The 17,748-nt window shown below is 64.2% G+C and carries 16 protein-coding genes; 15 read left to right on the plus strand and 1 reads right to left on the minus strand.

Going from position 1 to position 17,748, the window contains the following annotated elements:
- Window positions 1–173: 173 nt before the first annotated feature.
- The 14 genes from glmM (at window position 174) to HXX15_RS17920 (ending at window position 14,931) form a co-directional block, all read left to right on the plus strand.
- On the plus strand, window positions 174–1,520 hold the full coding sequence (gene glmM, locus HXX15_RS17855; protein ID WP_296517712.1) for a phosphoglucosamine mutase: 1,347 nt from the start codon (window positions 174–176) through the stop codon (window positions 1,518–1,520).
- Between the two features lie 150 nt (window positions 1,521–1,670).
- Window positions 1,671–2,930, plus strand: a complete 1,260-nt coding sequence (locus HXX15_RS17860) for an MFS transporter (RefSeq protein ID WP_296517713.1) — start codon at window positions 1,671–1,673, stop codon at window positions 2,928–2,930.
- 354 nt (window positions 2,931–3,284) lie between these two features.
- Complete coding sequence (locus HXX15_RS17865; RefSeq protein WP_296517714.1) at window positions 3,285–4,121, plus strand: outer membrane beta-barrel protein; 837 nt, start codon at window positions 3,285–3,287, stop codon at window positions 4,119–4,121.
- Between the two features lie 194 nt (window positions 4,122–4,315).
- The gene (locus tag HXX15_RS17870; RefSeq protein ID WP_296517715.1) at window positions 4,316–5,113 is read left to right on the plus strand and encodes an outer membrane beta-barrel protein; all 798 of its coding nucleotides are present in this window, start codon (window positions 4,316–4,318) and stop codon (window positions 5,111–5,113) included.
- 87 nt (window positions 5,114–5,200) lie between these two features.
- Entirely contained in the window at window positions 5,201–5,791 is a 591-nt protein-coding gene (locus HXX15_RS17875) for a glutathione S-transferase family protein (protein ID WP_296517716.1), read from the plus strand.
- 17 nt (window positions 5,792–5,808) lie between these two features.
- The gene (locus HXX15_RS17880) at window positions 5,809–6,273 is read left to right on the plus strand and encodes a GNAT family N-acetyltransferase (RefSeq protein ID WP_296517717.1); all 465 of its coding nucleotides are present in this window, start codon (window positions 5,809–5,811) and stop codon (window positions 6,271–6,273) included.
- Between the two features lie 180 nt (window positions 6,274–6,453).
- Complete coding sequence (locus HXX15_RS17885) at window positions 6,454–6,705, plus strand: hypothetical protein (RefSeq protein WP_296517718.1); 252 nt, start codon at window positions 6,454–6,456, stop codon at window positions 6,703–6,705.
- Window positions 6,706–6,889: 184 nt separating this feature from the next.
- Window positions 6,890–7,642, plus strand: coding sequence for a cytochrome b/b6 domain-containing protein (locus tag HXX15_RS17890; protein ID WP_296517719.1), 753 nt, complete (start codon window positions 6,890–6,892; stop codon window positions 7,640–7,642).
- Window positions 7,643–7,707: 65 nt separating this feature from the next.
- A complete protein-coding gene (locus tag HXX15_RS17895) occupies window positions 7,708–7,875 on the plus strand; it encodes a hypothetical protein (protein ID WP_296517720.1) in 168 nt (55 codons plus the stop codon).
- A gap of 109 nt (window positions 7,876–7,984) precedes the next feature.
- On the plus strand, window positions 7,985–8,182 hold the full coding sequence (locus tag HXX15_RS17900) for a hypothetical protein (protein ID WP_296517721.1): 198 nt from the start codon (window positions 7,985–7,987) through the stop codon (window positions 8,180–8,182).
- A gap of 78 nt (window positions 8,183–8,260) precedes the next feature.
- Window positions 8,261–9,430 (plus strand): phosphoserine transaminase, encoded by a 1,170-nt coding sequence (locus tag HXX15_RS17905; RefSeq protein WP_296517722.1) that lies wholly within the window; start codon window positions 8,261–8,263, stop codon window positions 9,428–9,430.
- Between the two features lie 119 nt (window positions 9,431–9,549).
- Window positions 9,550–11,139 carry a phosphoglycerate dehydrogenase gene (gene serA, locus HXX15_RS17910; protein ID WP_296517723.1) on the plus strand — a complete coding sequence of 530 codons (1,590 nt, stop codon included), beginning with the start codon at window positions 9,550–9,552 and terminating at the stop codon, window positions 11,137–11,139.
- A gap of 210 nt (window positions 11,140–11,349) precedes the next feature.
- Window positions 11,350–13,035 (plus strand): methyl-accepting chemotaxis protein, encoded by a 1,686-nt coding sequence (locus tag HXX15_RS17915; protein WP_296517724.1) that lies wholly within the window; start codon window positions 11,350–11,352, stop codon window positions 13,033–13,035.
- 210 nt (window positions 13,036–13,245) lie between these two features.
- A complete protein-coding gene (locus tag HXX15_RS17920; RefSeq protein WP_296517725.1) occupies window positions 13,246–14,931 on the plus strand; it encodes a cache domain-containing protein in 1,686 nt (561 codons plus the stop codon).
- Between the two features lie 91 nt (window positions 14,932–15,022).
- On the opposite strand, the gene HXX15_RS17925 is transcribed toward HXX15_RS17920, so the two are convergent.
- Complete coding sequence (locus HXX15_RS17925; protein ID WP_296517726.1) at window positions 15,023–16,378, minus strand: esterase-like activity of phytase family protein; 1,356 nt, start codon at window positions 16,376–16,378, stop codon at window positions 15,023–15,025.
- Window positions 16,379–16,555: 177 nt separating this feature from the next.
- On the opposite strand from HXX15_RS17925, the gene mbfA reads away from it, so the two are divergent.
- Window positions 16,556–17,527 carry an iron exporter MbfA gene (gene mbfA, locus HXX15_RS17930; protein WP_296517727.1) on the plus strand — a complete coding sequence of 324 codons (972 nt, stop codon included), beginning with the start codon at window positions 16,556–16,558 and terminating at the stop codon, window positions 17,525–17,527.
- Window positions 17,528–17,748: the final 221 nt, after the last annotated feature.

The following is a 17,748-nucleotide window of genomic DNA, read 5'->3' on the forward strand; positions in this document are numbered from 1 at the left end:
TTGATTTCAGATAGTTAAGTCAAGATGGCCGCGGACGATAGGTAATGATTCATCATATTTCTTGAACCCACCTCAACCGAAAAGGCCGTATAAGGCAGTTTCGCCGTGGCGGAGCGGGGTCGGAGATTCTGGCCGACCGCTTCAAGACCGTGGCCCGGGGTTGGGGAGACGTTATGAGCCGCAAATATTTCGGGACGGACGGGATTCGAGGCCGCGCCAATGGCCTGATCACGCCGGAACTGGCGCTGAAAGTCGGGCAGGCGGCCGGGCTGGTGTTTCAGCGCGGCGACCATCGCCACCGTGTGGTGATCGGCAAGGACACCAGGCTGTCCGGTTATATGATCGAGAACGCGCTGGTCGCTGGCTTCACCTCGGTCGGCATGGATGTGTTGCTGCTCGGCCCGATGCCGACGCCCGCGGTGGCGATGCTGACCAAGTCGATGCGCGCCGATCTCGGAGTGATGATTTCGGCCTCGCACAATCTGTTCGAGGACAATGGCATCAAGCTGTTCGGCCCGCTCGGCTTCAAATTGTCCGACGACGTCGAGAAGCAGATCGAGCAATTGCTCGACGAATCGCTGGAAAAGCGGCTCGCCGAGAGCGCCAGCCTCGGCCGCGCCCGCCGCATCGACGGCGTCCATGACCGCTACATCGAATTCGCCAAGCGCACCTTGCCGCGCGACCTCAGCCTCGACGGCCTGCGCGTGGTGGTCGATTGCGCCCATGGCGCCGCCTACAAGGTGGTGCCGGAGGCGCTGTGGGAACTCGGCGCCGACGTGATCGCGATCGGCGTGGAGCCCGACGGCTTCAACATCAACAAGGAATGCGGCTCGACCGCGCCGGAAGCGCTGTCCCGCAAGGTCCGCGAGATGCGCGCCGACATTGGCATCGCGCTCGATGGCGACGCCGACCGCGTCATCCTGGTCGATGAACGCGGCCATGTGGTCGATGGCGACCAGCTGCTGGCGGTGATCGCGCACAGCTGGAAGGAAGACGGCCGGCTGGCGAAGCCCGGCATCGTCGCCACCGTGATGTCCAATCTCGGGCTGCAACGCTTTCTCGAAGCCGAGGGCATCGAGATGGTGCGCACCCCGGTCGGCGACCGCTACGTGCTCGAGCAGATGCTGAAGCAGGGCTACAATCTCGGCGGCGAGCCGTCGGGGCACATCATCCTGTCCGATTACGCCACCACCGGCGACGGCTTCGTCGCGGCGCTGCAGGTGCTGGCGGTGGTGCAGAAGCTGCGCCGCCCGGTCTCCGAGGTCTGCCACCGCTTCGATCCGCTGCCGCAGATCCTGAAGAATGTGCGCTACCGCAGCGGCAAGCCGCTCGATGACGCCGAGGTCAAATCGGCGATCCACGCCGCCGAAAAACGCCTCAACGGCCACGGCCGGCTGCTGGTGCGCTCGTCCGGTACCGAGCCGGTGATCCGGGTGATGGGCGAGGGCGACGACCGCATCATGGTCGAGGAAGTCGTCGACACCATCGTCTCCGCGCTCGGCCACGCCGCCGCGGCATAGCGAGCACCGCGCACTTTCTCGCCCGCAAGCGGGTAAAGGTGAAGTCGTCGCAACGCAGCCATGGTGATTTGTAGCTACCTCTTGGCACGGCGGCACACTATTCAGTTGCCAAGGAAACCTTTGCAAGCAGCCTGAACCCCAGGAAACGCCGTGAACAAGCCGGTTATCGTCAGCGCGGAAGCCCAGGTCGCCCCTGTGGTGGTGGACGACGTGGACCCGCGCGCCGCCAAGGCCGCCGCCGTGGCCGGACCGGCCTACATCGTGCTCGGCGGCATCAGCTTCTCGCATTTCCTCAACGACACCATGCAGTCGTTGATTCCCTCGGTGTATCCGATCCTGAAGGCGAACTACGCGCTCGACTTCACCCAGATCGGGCTGATCACGCTGGCGTTCCAGTTCACCGCCTCGCTGCTGCAGCCGGTTGTTGGGCACTTCACTGACAAGAAGGCGCAGCCATTCTCGCTGGCGCTCGGCATGGGCTTCACCTTCTTCGGCCTGCTGCTGCTCAGCGTCGCGCATCACTACAGCGTCATTCTGATCGCGGCGGCGCTGGTTGGCCTCGGCTCGGCGGTGTTTCATCCGGAATCGGCGCGGATCGCCCGGCTGGCGTCTGGCGGCCGCCATGGCATGGCGCAATCGGTGTTTCAGGTCGGCGGCAATTTCGGCACCGCGATGGGGCCGGTGCTGGCCGCGCTGATCGTGGTGCCGTTCGGTCAGCCGAGCATCGCCTGGTTTTCCTCGATCGCCTTCGTCGCCATCGTGGTCCTGTGGCGGATCGGAATTTGGTACCGGCCACAGATCGCCCGCAAGAAGCCCGCGCCGGCGCCGCGGCATCCCGACGCGCCGAGTTCGCGCCGGGTGATGACCGCGCTGGTGGTGCTGGTGGCGCTGCTGTTCTCCAAGCAGCTCTATATGTCGAGCCTGTCGAGCTATTACACCTTTTACCTGATCGGCAAGTTCGGGGTCTCGACCCAGACCGCGCAGCTGTTCCTGTTCGTCTTCCTCGGCGCCACCGCCGCCGGCGTGTTCTTCGGCGGGCCGCTCGGCGACCGTTTCGGCCGCCGCTATGTGATCTGGTTCTCGATCCTCGGCACGCTGCCGTTCACATTGGCGTTGCCCTATGTAGGGCTCACCGCCAGCGCGGTGCTGACGGTGTTCATCGGCTTCATTCTGGCGTCGGCGACGCCGGCGATCATCGTGTTCGCCCAGGAACTGATGCCGCATCGCTTCGGCATGATCTCGGGGGTGTTCTTCGGTTTCGCCTTCGGCATCGGCGGGCTCGGCGCCGCGGTGCTCGGCCGGGTCGCGGACCATGCGGGGATCGATTTCGTCTATCAGATCTGTGCCTTCCTGCCGGCGATCGGATTGCTGGCAGTGTTCCTGCCGAAAATGCCGCGCCACGCGCACTGACGCTGCTTTCGGTCATTCCGGGGCGCGAGCAGCGCCAGCTGCGAGTGAACCCGGAATCTTGCAGATTGCGGCGGCGTTGCACCTCGGCGCGCGATTCCGGGTTCGCTCGGCCTGCGGCCTCGCGCCCCGGAATGACGGCGTTGGCAGCCTAGGCCTCTCGCTAACTGATCGTTAGTACTTGTGGCGAAGCGGGCCGCTTTGGGCGTCGTTGCGTCGATGCAAAAAATTCATCACCAAATATCAACCTTAAAAATTAGGGTTAAGTGCCGCTTAAGAAATTGCTGGCATCGTTCGTCCATAGGTTTTCGAGTGTGGGGCCTCCGTAGTTGCCTCTTGGACAAAAGGACGAAGCCAATGCGTAGCGTTAAATTCCTTGTGGCCGCCGGAGCGGCTTCCCTGCTGTCGTCGGTGGCGTTCGCCGCCGATATGCCGTCGATCGCCGCGCCCCCGCCGCAGTATTACGCCCCGGCGCCGGTCGACGATTTTGGCGGCTGGTATCTGCGCGGCGATATCGGACTGACCAACAGCGACGCCAAGCTGCACAACAATCTGTACGACAGGCTTCCGCCCAACACGACGCTGGCTCATCTCGGCCACGGCTTCGACGGCGGAACGTCCTACGGCCTCGGTGCCGGTTATCAATTCAACAGCTGGTTCCGTGCCGACGTGACCGGCGAGTATCGCTCCCAGGTCAGCTTCCACGGCAGCGACTACCTGACTTTCACGCCCGGCGGCGTCCTCGGCGACACCTACCATGGCGGCTACAAGAGCTGGGTCGGCCTGGTGAACCTCTACGCCGATCTCGGCACCTGGTGGTGCATCACGCCGTTCGTCGGCGTCGGCGCCGGTGGCGCCCACATCCAGACCGCCGGCTTCACCGACAACGGCGTCGCCAACGGCAATTACGGCTCCTACTTCGCGGAAGGTGCGTCGAAGACCAACTTCGCCTGGGCGGCGCATGCCGGTCTGGCCTACAAGGTCAGCAACAACTTCACGGTGGAACTGGCGTATCGTTACCTCGACATGGGCAGCGCCGGCCAGGGCTTCGGCCGGTCTTATGACGGCACCAACGCCGGCATGTCTTCGTTCCAGTTCAAGGACCTGACCTCGCACGACCTCAAGATCGGCGTGCGCTGGACCTGCTGCGAATTGCCGGCTGCGGCGCCACCGCCGTTGATCCGCAAGGGCTGATCGACGCTCCACATTTACAATCGTTAACGGCGCGGGATCATCCCGCGCCGTTTTGCTTTGCGTGAAGCCATCGTCGCGCCGGGCGAATTGCGCATTTCCGAACAGATGTCGTCGAACAACGACGCGCGACAACGATTGATTAAGGTTAACAGGCGATGATCGCACCGTAACCGATGGTGTTGAGGAGCGTTGCGATGCGTAGACTTCTGTTGGCGGCGGCGTTGGTGGCGGTCGCGCATGGCGCCCAGGCGGCCGATATGCCGGACCTTCCGTTCCTGCGCGGCTCGATGTCGGATGCACCGGCGGCGCGGCCGAACTGGCAGGGCTTCTATGTCGGCGGTCAGGCCGGCTACGGCGTCTCTGACATGAACTTCACCAACTCGACGCAAGGCGCGGTCGCGAAGCTGCTGGCCAATACCACAATCGAAAGTCAGGAGGCGGTCTCGACCTGGCCGTTGCTCGGCCGGCAATCGGTTCACGGCCACGGCTATGGCGGCTTCGTCGGCTACAATTCGCAATGGGAAGACGTCGTGCTCGGCATCGAAGCGAACTACATGCACGGCACCTTCGGCGGCTCCGACAGCGACGCCATGAGGCGCATATTCACGACCTCCGATAACGTCGTCAACGACATTACCTATCAGGCCGACGGGTCGATCAAGGTCAAGGATATCGGCTCCTCGCGCTTGCGCGCCGGCTACGTCTGGAACAGCTTCATGCCTTACATGTTCGGGGCGGTCTCGCTGGGCCAGGCCGACATCGTTCGGACCGCCACCATTTCCGGCACACAGAATGGTGTTGCCTTCAGGCCCCTCAGCTCAAGCGAGATTCAGAACAACCATTTCCTGTACGGCTATGGCGGTGGTCTTGGCATCGACATGATGCTGGTAGGTGGCCTGTTCGTCCGCGCCGAATGGGAATATCTGAAATTCGCCGCGCCGATCAACACCAGCGTCAGCACCGCGCGCGCCGGCCTCGGCTACAAGTTCTGACGCGCCGTCAGCGCGCCACCCCGGCGCGGACTCGGTTGACAGGACCGCCATCGGCTGTTGCAGTATCGCGATGGCGAGGCGGCGACGATGAAGATTTACGGCGATCTCAATTCCGGAAACTGCCTGAAGGTGAAGTGGGTCTGCGACCTGCTCGGATTGCCCTATGACTGGATCGCAGTCGACACCATGGCGGGCGAGACCCGCACCGCGGCGTTTCTGAAGCTGAACGGCGCCGGCCAGGTGCCGGTGGTCGCGTTCGACGACGGCCGCTCGTTGGCGCAATCCAACGCCATCATCCGCTATCTCGCCCGCGGCAGCGATCTCATTCCCGCCGACGCCTTCGACGCCGCGAAGATGGACGAGTGGCTGTTCTGGGAGCAATACAGCCACGAGCCCTATATCGCGGTGTGCCGCTTTCAGATGGTCTATCTCGGCAAGCCGGCGTCCGACCTCGATCCCGACAGGATCAAGCGCGGCTATGTCGCGCTGGCGCGGATGGAGCAGCAGCTCGCCGCGACGGCTTTCTTCGTCGGCGACCGGCTGTCGCTCGCGGATGTGGCGCTGCTGGCCTATACCCGCGTCGCTCATCAGGGCGGCTTTCATCTCGACGGCTACGCCGCGGTGCGGCGCTGGATCGCCGCGGCCGAGCACCAGCTGGGCCTGCCGGCGACAAACTGATCATCCCGGAGCGACACATGACCGATGCCGTTACCCTCCGGCGCGCCCGGCGCGACGATGTCGCCGCGATCGTGGCGATGCTCGCCGACGATCACCTCGGCCGCGGCCGCGAGTGGGTCGAGGACCCGCTGCCGCTATCCTACTACGCGGCGTTCGAGGCGATCGACGGCGCCTCGCATATCCAGATGATCGTCGCGGAGGATCAAGGCGGCGTCGTGCTGGGTTGCCTGCAATTGTGCATTCTGCCGGGGCTCAGTTCGCAGGGCGCCTCGCGCGGCGTGATCGAGGACGTCCGCGTCGCCAGCCATTGCCGCAGCCGCGGCATCGGCGAGCAGATGGTGCGCTGGGCGATCGACGAGGCGCAAGGCAACGGCTGCAAGCTGCTCGAGTTGTTCACCCATCAAACCCGCGTCGATGCGCAGCGGTTCTACGCCCGGCTCGGATTTTCACCGAGCCATGTCGGGATGACGATGCGGTTCTGAGCCGCGGTCTGCTGGCAGGTCGGTCCGGCTCTCGCAGTGCGGCAATTTTGACTTGTTTTGATTTGTGTATCGATTTGACCAGACTTGCCGGGAACCGCGGTTGCAGATTGTGCCGTCAGTGCGGGTAATGCGCATTGTTGCGATATTTCTTGGGCGCTGACTCATCCAACGGGAGCCCCCATGGGCCGCATCGAATCTGGATCCACATCCGCCAAGGGACCGGGATCGCTGGATTGCAGGGAATGCGCGGACATCTTCTCGGGCCGATGCGCCGCGTGCGAGCGCCGCGGCGGACCGTTACAAGTGACGGACGACCCGTTGAATTCCGCGACCTTGCGCGGGTGGATCGCAGGAATTGTGCAAGGCGATGGCGCCGCGGTCGCCGGCCGCCGAACCCTGCTCCAGCTGCTGGACGAGGAAGAAGCTGGCTGACGCCGTCGCGCTTATCCGGCGAAACCGGCAAGTTCGCGCCCGGACGATCGCCACGCCTCTGTTCAAGGGCCTGGCTGAAGCCGGTGGCGTGTCCGCGTGAAGATCTGCGTCGAACAAGACAATGGCGACGAGATCTGCCGCTACAGGTGAGCAGCGACAGCCTCGCAGGCAAGGACAATCGGTCATGGATATCACCACGCCTTCCGGGACATACCGGGCCTATGATGTGTGGGATGCGCCGACGCGCTGGTTTCACTGGATCAACGCGCTGGCGGTGCTTGGCCTGATCGGCATCGGGGTGATGCTGCTCAACGACGACGCGCTCGGAATTTCGCCCGCCGCCAAATTCCTGCTCAAGCAGATTCACGTGACGCTCGGCTATCTGATGGCGGCGAATCTGCTGTGGCGCTTCGTCTGGGCGTTTCGCGGCAACCGCTACGCGAAATGGAGCGCGATGCTGCCGCAGGGGCCCGGTTACTGGAACGATCTGCAAGGCTACGGCCACGCCTTCCTCAGCGGCGAGCCGCGACAATACGTTGGTCACAACCCGGCCGGGCGCCTCGGCATCGCGATTCTGCTGGTTCTGTTGCTGGTGCAGGCGGCGACCGGGCTGATCCTGGCCGGCACCGATCTGTTCTGGCCCCCATTCGGCGGATTGTTCGCCGGCCGTGTCGCGGCGAGCGGGGTGGATCCGGCGATGGTCTCGCCTCTGGTCGCGACCACGATCGATCCCGTGGCCTACAAGGCGATGCGTGCGTTCCGAAGCCCCGTCGTGTTCACCCACCTTTATGGGTTCTATGGGCTCGCCTGCGTCATCCTGCTGCACGTCGGCGCGGTGGTCGTGACCGAAATTCGCGAGGGCGGTAGCATTACCTCGGCGATGTTCACCGGCCGCAAGGTCCTTAGCCGGCCGCCGCAAGACCAGGAACCGGATTGATTCACGCGGCGCGCAGCGGCACCATTTTCGGTCGAGGCTTCGCTTTCGAGACCAATCGATTGCCGATGCTGTTCGCCGTCGCCGCGGCAGTTGGTGGCGTTGGCGTGTTGTTTTTCGCCTGGCTCGCCGCCGGCTACGACATCCGCGGTTTCCGGCGAATGTTCGGCTCGCCGCAGAGAGCCACACGCCGAATCCGCAGCGCATTGCCGTCGCTGCAAATTCCCGATCGCTAGCGAGCGCTGTTAACGCCGATTAAACCAGCGACGGAACCGCGAATATTTTGCTCCAACCGCGCCTGCATCTTCGCTGTATCAAGCTGCCCGGGGCACGGTGGGGTTGGTCATGAGCTGCTATTCGATCGTCAAAATCGGCAACGCCTATGTGGTCCGCGTCGACAGCCAAAATCTGTTGAAGATCGCGAACCGGCGCATGGCCGAGCGGCTGGTCATGCAGGCGTCGCAATTGCTGAGCGCGCCATCGCGGCTCGAGGAGACGAAAGTCGAACCGCTCGCCGCGCGCGTTCCGCAGGATGCGGCTTGACTTTGGGTCGGGTTGGACTATTGACGGCGGCGGGACACCTCCCCCCAACGGGAGGCTAGCTATCTGGAAGGATAGAACATGACGACAAAGCCCGCTGCGCGGCCCACGACTCCGAATTTTTCCTCCGGCCCCTGCGCCAAGCGCCCCGGATGGACCCCCGAAAATCTCAAAGACGCCCCGCTCGGCCGCTCGCATCGCGCGAAAATCGGCAAGGCCAAGCTCAAGCTCGCGATCGATCTGACGCGCGAGGTGCTTGAAGTCCCGGCCGATTACAAGATCGGCATCGTGCCGGCGTCGGACACCGGCGCGGTCGAAATGGCGCTGTGGTCGCTGCTCGGCCCGCGACCCGTCACCACCATCGCCTGGGAATCGTTCGGCGAAGGTTGGGTCTCCGACGTCGTCAAGGAATTGAAGTTGAAGGATGTCACCAAGCTGCATGCCGGCTATGGCGAGATCCCGGATCTTGCCAAGGCCGATCCGGCTTCCGACATCATCTTCACCTGGAACGGCACGACCTCCGGCGTCCGCGTGCCGAACGCCGACTGGATCAGCGCCACCCGCGAAGGCCTCACCATTTGCGATGCCACCTCGGCGGCGTTCGCGCAGCCGCTGGATTGGGCCAAGCTCGATGTGGTGACGTTCTCCTGGCAGAAGGCGCTCGGCGGCGAAGCCGCGCATGGCATGCTGGTGCTGTCGCCCCGCGCCGTTGCCCGTCTTGAGAGCTACAATCCGCCGTGGCCGCTGCCGAAGATCTTCCGCCTCACCAAGGGCGGCAAGCTCAACGCCGGCATCTTCGAAGGCGAGACCATCAACACCCCGTCGATGCTGTGCGTCGAAGACTATCTCGACGCGCTGAACTGGGCGAAGTCGGTCGGCGGCCTCAAGGCGATGATCGCCCGCGCCGACGCCAACGCCAAAGTACTAGCCGACTGGCAGGCGAAGACGCCGTGGGTCGGCTTCCTCGCCAAGGACCCGGCGATCCGCTCCAACACCTCGGTGTGCATGACTGTGGTCGATCCAGCGATCACCTCGCTGTCGGCCGAGGCGCAAGCTGATTTCGCCAAGAAGCTGGTGGCAGCTGTGGAGAAGGAAGGCGCCGGTTACGACATCGGCGCCTATCGCGACGCCCCCGCGGGTCTGCGGATCTGGTGCGGCGCCACGGTGGAGGCCGCTGACGTCGCGGTTCTGACGCAGTGGCTCGACTGGGCCTTCGCCACCACCAAGGACTCGCTCGCCAAGGCGGCGTAGTTCGTTTCGCTTTCATTGTCATGGCCGGGCTTGACCCGGCCATCCATCGAAACAGATGGACCCGCGGGTCAAGCCCGCGGGTGACGTCAGCAAATTTCGTCCATCAAGGGACCATCCTCATGACCGCCCCCAAAGTCCTCATCTCAGACGCTCTGTCCCCCGCCGCCGTGCAGATCTTCAAGGATCGCGGCATCGACGTCGACTTCCAGCCCAATCTCGGCAAGGACAAGGACAAGCTCGCCGAGATCATCGGCAATTACGATGGCCTCGCCATCCGCTCGGCCACCAAGGCCACCGCGAAGATCCTGGAAAAGGCCACGCGGCTGAAGGTGATCGGCCGTGCCGGCATCGGCGTCGACAATGTCGAGATTCCGGCAGCGACGGCGAAGGGCATCATCGTGATGAACACGCCGTTCGGCAATTCGATCACCACTGCCGAGCATGCCATCACCCTGATGCTGGCGCTGGCCCGCGAGATTCCGCAGGCTGACGCCTCGACCCAGGCCGGCAAGTGGGAGAAGAACCGCTTCATGGGCGTCGAGATCACCGGCAAGACGCTGGGCGTGATCGGCTGCGGCAACATCGGCTCGATCGTCGCCGACCGCGCGCTCGGTCTGAGGATGAAGGTGATCGCGTTCGATCCGTTCCTGTCGCCGGAGCGCGCCAAGGATCTCGGCGTCGAGAAGGTTGAACTGGAAGATCTGTTCAAGCGCGCCGATTTCATCACCCTGCACACCCCGCTGACCGACAAGACCAAGAACATCATCGACGCCGCCTCGTTGGCGAAGATGAAAAAGGGCGTCCGCATCATCAACTGCGCCCGCGGCGGCCTGGTCGACGAGCAGGCGCTGGTCGACGCGCTGAATTCCAAGCAGGTCGCCGGCGCCGCCTTCGACGTGTTCGTCGAGGAGCCCGCCACCACCAACGTGCTGTTCGGCCATCCCAACGTGATCTGCACCCCGCATCTCGGCGCTTCCACCACCGAGGCGCAGGAGAACGTCGCGTTGCAGGTCGCCGAACAGATGTCGGACTATCTGTTGACCGGCGCGATCTCCAATGCGGTGAACTTCCCCTCGATCACCGCCGAAGAGGCGCCGAAGCTGAAGCCGTTCATCGAGCTCGCCGAAAAGCTCGGCTCGTTCGCTGGCCAGCTCACCGAGACCGGCATCACCAAGGTGACCATCACCTATGAGGGCAAGGTCGCCGAAATGAAGATCAAGGCGCTGACCTCGGCGGCGTTGAGCGGGCTGCTGCGCCCGATGCTCGGCGACGTCAACGTAGTTTCCGCCCCGGTGGTCGCCAAGGAGCGCGGCATGGTGGTCGATGAGATCGTCCGCGCCGCCGAAAGCGATTACGAGAGCCTGATTACCGTGACCGTCACCACCGACAAGATCGAGCGCGCGGTGTCCGGTACCGTGTTCGCCGACGGCCATCCGCGGCTGGTCGACATCAAGGGCATCCGGGTCGATGCCGAATTCGGCAAGTCGATGATCTACGTCACCAACGAGGACAAGCCGGGCTTCATCGGCAAGTTCGCCAGCCTGCTCGGCGACGCCAAGATCAATATCGCCACCTTCAACCTCGGTCGCCATGCCCAGGGCGGCGACGCCATCGCGCTGGTCGAGGTCGATGGCGCGGTGCCGGCGGAGGTGCTGGCCAAGGTGCAGGCGCTGCCGCAGGTCAAGCAGGCCAAGGCGCTGGTGTTCTGAGCCGTCGCATTTCGCAGCTCTCGCTCGGTTGCAAATCCCTCCCCGCACGCATGCGGGGAGGGATTTTTCGTGACGGCGGCCGCTCCAGCCTTCGCTCCCTCGCTGCGCTGGTGTTTCTACGCGGGCGATTCGTAAGGAACAAAAAAGGTTCTCCTCGCATGGTGGCGCCACGGCTGTGTCGCGTGGCCCGCCATCATCTGGAGATTCATCGTGAAGCTGAACAACCTGAAGATCACCCCGAAACTGGCGATCCTGGTGGGGGTGACGTTGTTCGGACTTTGCGCCGCGGGGGTCCTGGCCGGATATCTCGTCAAGCGGGAAATGCTGAGCGCGCGGATTGATCAGACCAAGGCAGTTGTCGAAGTGGCGCGCAACATGGCGATCGGGCTGCAGAAGCAGGTCGATGCCGGCCAGCTCAGCAAGGAAGCCGCGGTTGCCGAGTTCGGTCGCCGTGCGTTGACGATGACCTACGATAATGGCGCGGGCTACGTGTTTGCCTATGGCATGGACGGCATGACTTACGTGATGCCCGATGCGAAATTGATCGGGTCGAACCGACTCGACATCAAGACCAATGATCGCGCGCTAGTCCGCGAGTTGCGTGACGGCATCGCCGCCAAGGGCGACGTCATACTGCGTTATGAATACATGAAGCCCGGCTCGGAAGAATTGATCCGGAAATTGTCCTATGCCGTCGCGATTCCGGGATGGAACATGTTCGTCGGCACCGGCGCCTATCTCGACGATCTTGACGTCAAGCTGATGCCGATCGTGTGGGCGCTGTTGGCAGCCACGCTGGCGATCGCCGCGATCTCCGGCGCGATCGCCTGGCTGATCGGCCGCAGCATCACCCGCCCGCTCGGTCAGCTCGGCGGGCGGATGCAGGCGCTGGCCGACGGTCGGCTCGATCAGGACATCCCCGGCCTCGGCCGCGGCGATGAGATCGGCGCGATGGCCGCCACCGTTCAGGTGTTCAAGGACAATGCGCTGCGCATTCGTGAACTCGACAGGGCCGAAGCCGCGAGACATGAGCGCGCCGCGGCCGAGCGTCGCGCGGCGATGGAGAGCATCGCCGACGATTTCGAACGCAGCGTCAACGGCATCGTTCGTTCGGTCGCGACGGCAGCCGCCGGGATGCAGACCACGGCGCAATCGATGACGGAAACGGCGAGCGACGCCAGCTCGCGTGCTGCGACCGTCGGCGCCGCGTCCGAGCGGTCGTCGACCAATGTCGGCACCGTGGCCTCAGCTGCCGAACAGCTGTCCGCCTCGGTGTCCGAGGTGCTGCGCCAGGTGTCGCAGTCGAGCGAAATCGCCAACAAGGCGGTGGGTGACGCCGAGCGCACCAATGCCACCGTGCAACTGCTCTCCAGCGGAGCGGAAAAGATCGGCGAGGTGGTGCAACTGATCCACTCGATCGCCGCCCAGACCAATCTTCTCGCCCTCAACGCCACCATCGAAGCGGCTCGCGCCGGCGAATCCGGCCGCGGCTTCGCGGTGGTGGCGTCCGAAGTGAAGGCGCTGGCAAGCCAGACCGCCAGGGCCACCGAGGAAATCTCTGCCCAGGTCTCCGCCATGCAGGCATCCACCAGCGAGGCGGTGCAGTCGATCAGCGCCATCACCGGCACGATTGCGCAGATGAGCCAGATCACCACCAGCATCTCCAGCGCAGTCGAAGAGCAGGGAACGGCCACTCGGGAAATCGCCAGCAGCATTCAGTCGGTGGCGGCGGGTTCGAGCGAGGTCAGCGATCACATTGGCGGCGTCAGCGCCGCGTCCGAAGCCACCGGCGCCGCGGCCTCGCAGGTGTTGTCGAACGCCCGCGAACTCGACACCCAGTCCGGCATGCTGCGCAGCGCGGTCGACGACTTCCTCACCAAGGTGAGGGCGGCCTGATCGCTGCGACGACCTTGTTCCGACGTTTGGAAATCCCTCGCCTCGCCGCGACGGATTTCTGTTCTTGCCATCGATCCGTAGCTCGGCCGGATTGCGACAGCGATTCATTCGTCGTGTCGCCGGCCAGTAAGGAACTGAAAAGTATATTTCGATACCGTCGCCGCAATTCGCCTCACCATTTGGTGCTGCGATCACCTTTGGAGATGGACGGTGAAATTCAGCAATCTTCGTATTACGCCAAAAATCGCCGTTCTGGTCGGGGTGACCCTGCTCGGATTGTGCGCGGTTGGGGCGCTGTCGGCGACGCTGTTGCAGCGTGAGATGCTCGATGCTCGGCTTGAGCAGACCAAATCGATCGTCGAGACCGCCCGCAACATGGCGCTCGGGCTGCAGAAGCAGGTCGATGCCGGCAAGCTCAGCAAGGACGCGGCGATCGCCGAATTCAGCGACCGCGCGCGGACCATGACCTACGACAACGGCGCGGGCTACCTGTTTGCCTACACGATGGACGGCGTCACCATTTCGTCGCCCGACCCCAAAGCGATCGGCACCAATCGTCTCGATGTCCAGACCAATGGCCGGATGCTGTCCCGCGAGCTGCGCGATGGCGTCGCCGCCAAGGGTGACGTGACGCTGTATTACGAGTTCAAGAAGCCGGGTTCGGAAGAACTCACCCGCAAGATCTCTTACGCGGTCGCCATCCCGGGCTGGAACATGTTCGTCGGCACCGGCGCCTATCTCGAGGATATCGACGCCAAGCTGAAGCCGATCATCTGGTCGCTCGTCGGCGCCACCGTGGCGATCGGCGCGATTTCCGGAGTGATCGCCTGGTTGATCGGGCGCGGCATCACCCTGCCGCTCGGGCGACTCGGTGCACGAATGCAATCGCTAGCCGAAGGCCAGCTGGAAGCGCCGATTCCCGGCATCGATCGCGGCGACGAGATCGGCGAGATGGCCGCGACGGTTCAGGTGTTCAAGGATAATGCGACGCGGATTCGCGGGTTGGAATCGCAGGAGGCCGCGACCAAGGAACGCGCCGCCGCCGAGCGGCGGGCGATGATGGAGAGTATCGCTACCGATTTCGAGCGCAGCGTCAACGGTGTGGTGCGCTCGGTCGCTACCGCTACCGCGGACATGCAAGCCACGGCGCAGTCGATGACCGCGACCGCGACCGACGCCTCGTCGCGCGCGGCGATGGTCGGCGCGGCCTCGGAAAGCGCCTCGACCAATGTCGGCACGGTGGCCTCGGCGGCCGAAGAGCTTTCGGCCTCGGTCACCGAGATCGCCCGCCAGGTCACCCAGTCGCGCGAAATCGCCGGCAAGGCGGTCAGCGATGCGGAGCGCACCAATGCCACGGTGCAATTGCTGTCCACCGGCGCCGAAAAGATCGGCGAGGTCGTGCAGCTGATTCATTCGATCGCATCGCAGACCAATCTGCTGGCGCTGAATGCGACCATCGAAGCCGCTCGCGCCGGCGAGTCCGGCCGCGGCTTCGCGGTGGTGGCCTCCGAAGTGAAGGCGCTGGCGAGCCAGACCGCCAAGGCCACCGAAGAGATTTCGGCGCAGGTTTCGGCGATGCAGGCTTCGACCAGCAACGCGGTGCAGGCGATCGGTGGCATCACCGCCACCATCGCCCAGATGAGCGACATCACGCTGGCGATTTCCGGCGCGGTCGAGCAGCAGGGTTCGGCGACCCGCGAGATCGCGCGCAACATCCAGTCGGTCGCGGCCGGATCGAGCGAGATCTCGGATCACATCGGCGGCGTCACCGCGGCGGCCGAGGCCACCGGCAACGCCGCCTCACAGGTGCTGTCGAACGCCCGCGAACTCGACAGCCAGTCCGGCCATCTCCGCGTCGCGGTCGACGACTTCCTCAGCAAGGTCCGGGCGGCGTAAGCTCGGACCGCTGCACGAGAGCATTGAGCAAGAGCGGCCTCACCTCTCCCCGCGCGCGGGGAGAGGTGAGGTCACGCCGCCTCGCTGTCGTCTACTTTGCCTTCAGGAAATCCCCGACTTCGAGCAGCACGAATTCGTTGTCGTCGGCCTTGTTGGGGTCGCGGCTCGACGAGAACGGCAGGTTGTTGTCGTTGCCGACGATGATGTGGGTGTCGTCGACCTTGTCGACATTCTCGATGGTGAAGAACGGGAAGGCCAGCGCGCCGTCGGTCAACGGCGTGCGCGCCTTGTGGTCGGGATCGCGGATCTTCATCAGGTCGATGAAGCCGACCTTGCGCACCGGCCTGCCGACATTGGCGTCGCTGAGCTCGATATTGACCACGCGCTTGAACTTCGCCAGGTCGGCGAAGCAGTCGGTGCCGGGCTTGCCTTCTGGGCAGGCCTTGTCCTTGGTGCCTTCGCCGTTGTCGCGCTCGATGATCAGCCCGTGCGTGCCGTCGATCATGTTGAAATCGCCGATCGCGTTGCCGTTCTGCTCGAACACGTAGTGCCAGTAGCGGCCGGTGAATTTCTCCGCCGCGACGTCGAATTCGAGAATCCGCGCGGCTTCCTTGCCGTCGACCCTCTCCCAATCTTTCTTCTCGGCGTCCCACAGCGGGCCCTCGAGCAGGCCGTACAGGAATTTGCCGTCCTTCGACGCTGCGAAGCCCTCGAAACCCTTGGAGCGGCGCAGATTGACGCCGGTGTAGGTCGCGCCCGGCGCACCCGGCGACTGCACCGACCAATGGTCGGGCGATTTCACCGGCTTGCCATCGGCCAGCGTTTCGAACACCGCCAGCACCTTTCCGGTGAGGTCGGTCTTCAGGATGTAGGGACCGAACTCCTCGCCGATCCAGAAATTCTCGCCAATGATCTGGAATCCCTCGGTGTCGAAATCGGCGCCGGTGAGATAGCGCGGGCCGGTGTCCTCGTGGACGATGCGGAACGGCACCTTCTTGTCGGGATCGCGCAGGAACACGGTTTCCTGGCGCTCGACCTTGCCGCTCGCCCAGTCGATCTTGTGGCGGTTCAGATACAGCATCGCGTCGGCCGAGTTGTAGCGCGAGCCGAAGCCGTTGTCGGTGAGCACCCAGAACGAGCCGTCGGGCATCACCTTGATGCCGGAATGGCCCTGCAGCGGCTGGCCCTTGAACGGCAGCGACACCCCGGTCGGGCGGCCGTTCGATGTTCCCATCACCGAGCCCAGCGCCTCGACGCGGCGGCCGGTGGTGTATTTGCCGGAGGTCTTCAGATCGTCCGGCGCGTCGGCGGGCGCATCGACGAACGACTGCGCCGGCAGTATGGCGTGGCCTTTGAGCGTGGCGGGAAACTCGCCCTCGGATTGGGCAAAGGCGGCGGTTGACGCCAGCAGCAGCGACGCGACGGACCAGAGCAACGATTTTCGCATGGGAAGCCTCCTGTGTTCGACAAGGCGGCTGTTGTGCAGAGCCTCGGTCACAGCAGGCTGACGCTTCGATGAAGCGGGGATGACGTCCCCCGCGCAAATCAGCGCAGGCGTTTTGACAGCGCACGATGCAGGGACTAAAGAGTTAGAATTATTCTAATCTGGTGGATATCCCCGCGAATGAAGGCTTTCTCCGATCTCACCGAGCGCGAAATTCTCGCCGTGGCGATTGCCGCGGAGGAGGAGGACAGCCGGATCTATCTCAGCTTCGCCGAGGACCTCGCCGAGCGCTATCCGGATTCCGCCAAGGTCTTCACCGAGATGGCGAACCAGGAGAAGGGCCACCGGCATCTGCTGCTGCGGATGTATGAGCAACGGTTCGGGCCGAACCTGCCGCCGATCCGCCGCCAGGACGTCAAGGGTTTCATCCGACGCCGGCCGATCTGGCTGACCCGCAATCTGTCGCTCGACACCATCCGCAAGGAAGCGGAGACCATGGAGTTCGAGGCCGAGCGCTTCTACACTAAGGCAGCCGAGCAGACCACCGATGTCGGCGTCCGCAAGCTGCTCACCGATCTGGCGGAGATGGAAAAGAGCCACGAGCATCTGGCCTCGCGGCTGTCGGAGACGATTCTCACCGCCGGCGTGCGCGGCGAGGAGGACAACACCCGGCGACGGATGTTCGTCCTGCAATACGTCCAGCCCGGCCTCGCCGGATTGATGGACGGCTCGGTCTCGACGCTGGCGCCGCTGTTCGCCGCCGCCTTCGCCACCCATCACAACTGGCAGACGTTTCTGGTCGGTCTCGCCGCCTCGATCGGCGCCGGCATCAGCATGGGCTTCGCCGAAGCGCTGTCCGACGACGGCTCGATGACCGGCCGCGGCTCGCCATGGCTGCGCGGCGGCATCTGCGGCCTGATGACCACCGTCGGCGGCCTCGGTCACACGCTGCCCTATCTGGTGCCGGACTCTTGGGCCAACGCGTTCTGGATCGCGACCGCGATCGCGGGCATTGTGGTGTTCTTCGAATTGTGGGCGATCGCCTATATCCGCGCCAAGTACATGGATACTCCGTTCCTGCAGGCGGTGTTCCAGATCGTACTCGGCGGCGTCATCGTGCTCGCGGTCGGGATCCTGATCGGCGGCGCGTAGCGGCCGAGCGCATTCTTCCCCCGCCATCTCCGAGTCGGCTGCACGGGCCGCGGTCGCGGGCCGCGTAACGTTACGAGGCGGGAAATTAACCTGATTGCTATCGGGCGTGTGCAATTTGGAACACGTCACAGGCCTGTCGTGAAGCTGCGTCGCTCGTCGCAGCCCGATGTGCGCTGCCTTCACCCCCGGCGCAGCAAATTCTGGGCGGGATCCGAACGCCT

It is taken from the genome of Rhodopseudomonas sp. (assembly GCF_013377015.1).
Classification (GTDB): Bacteria; Pseudomonadota; Alphaproteobacteria; order Rhizobiales; family Xanthobacteraceae; genus JARJEH01.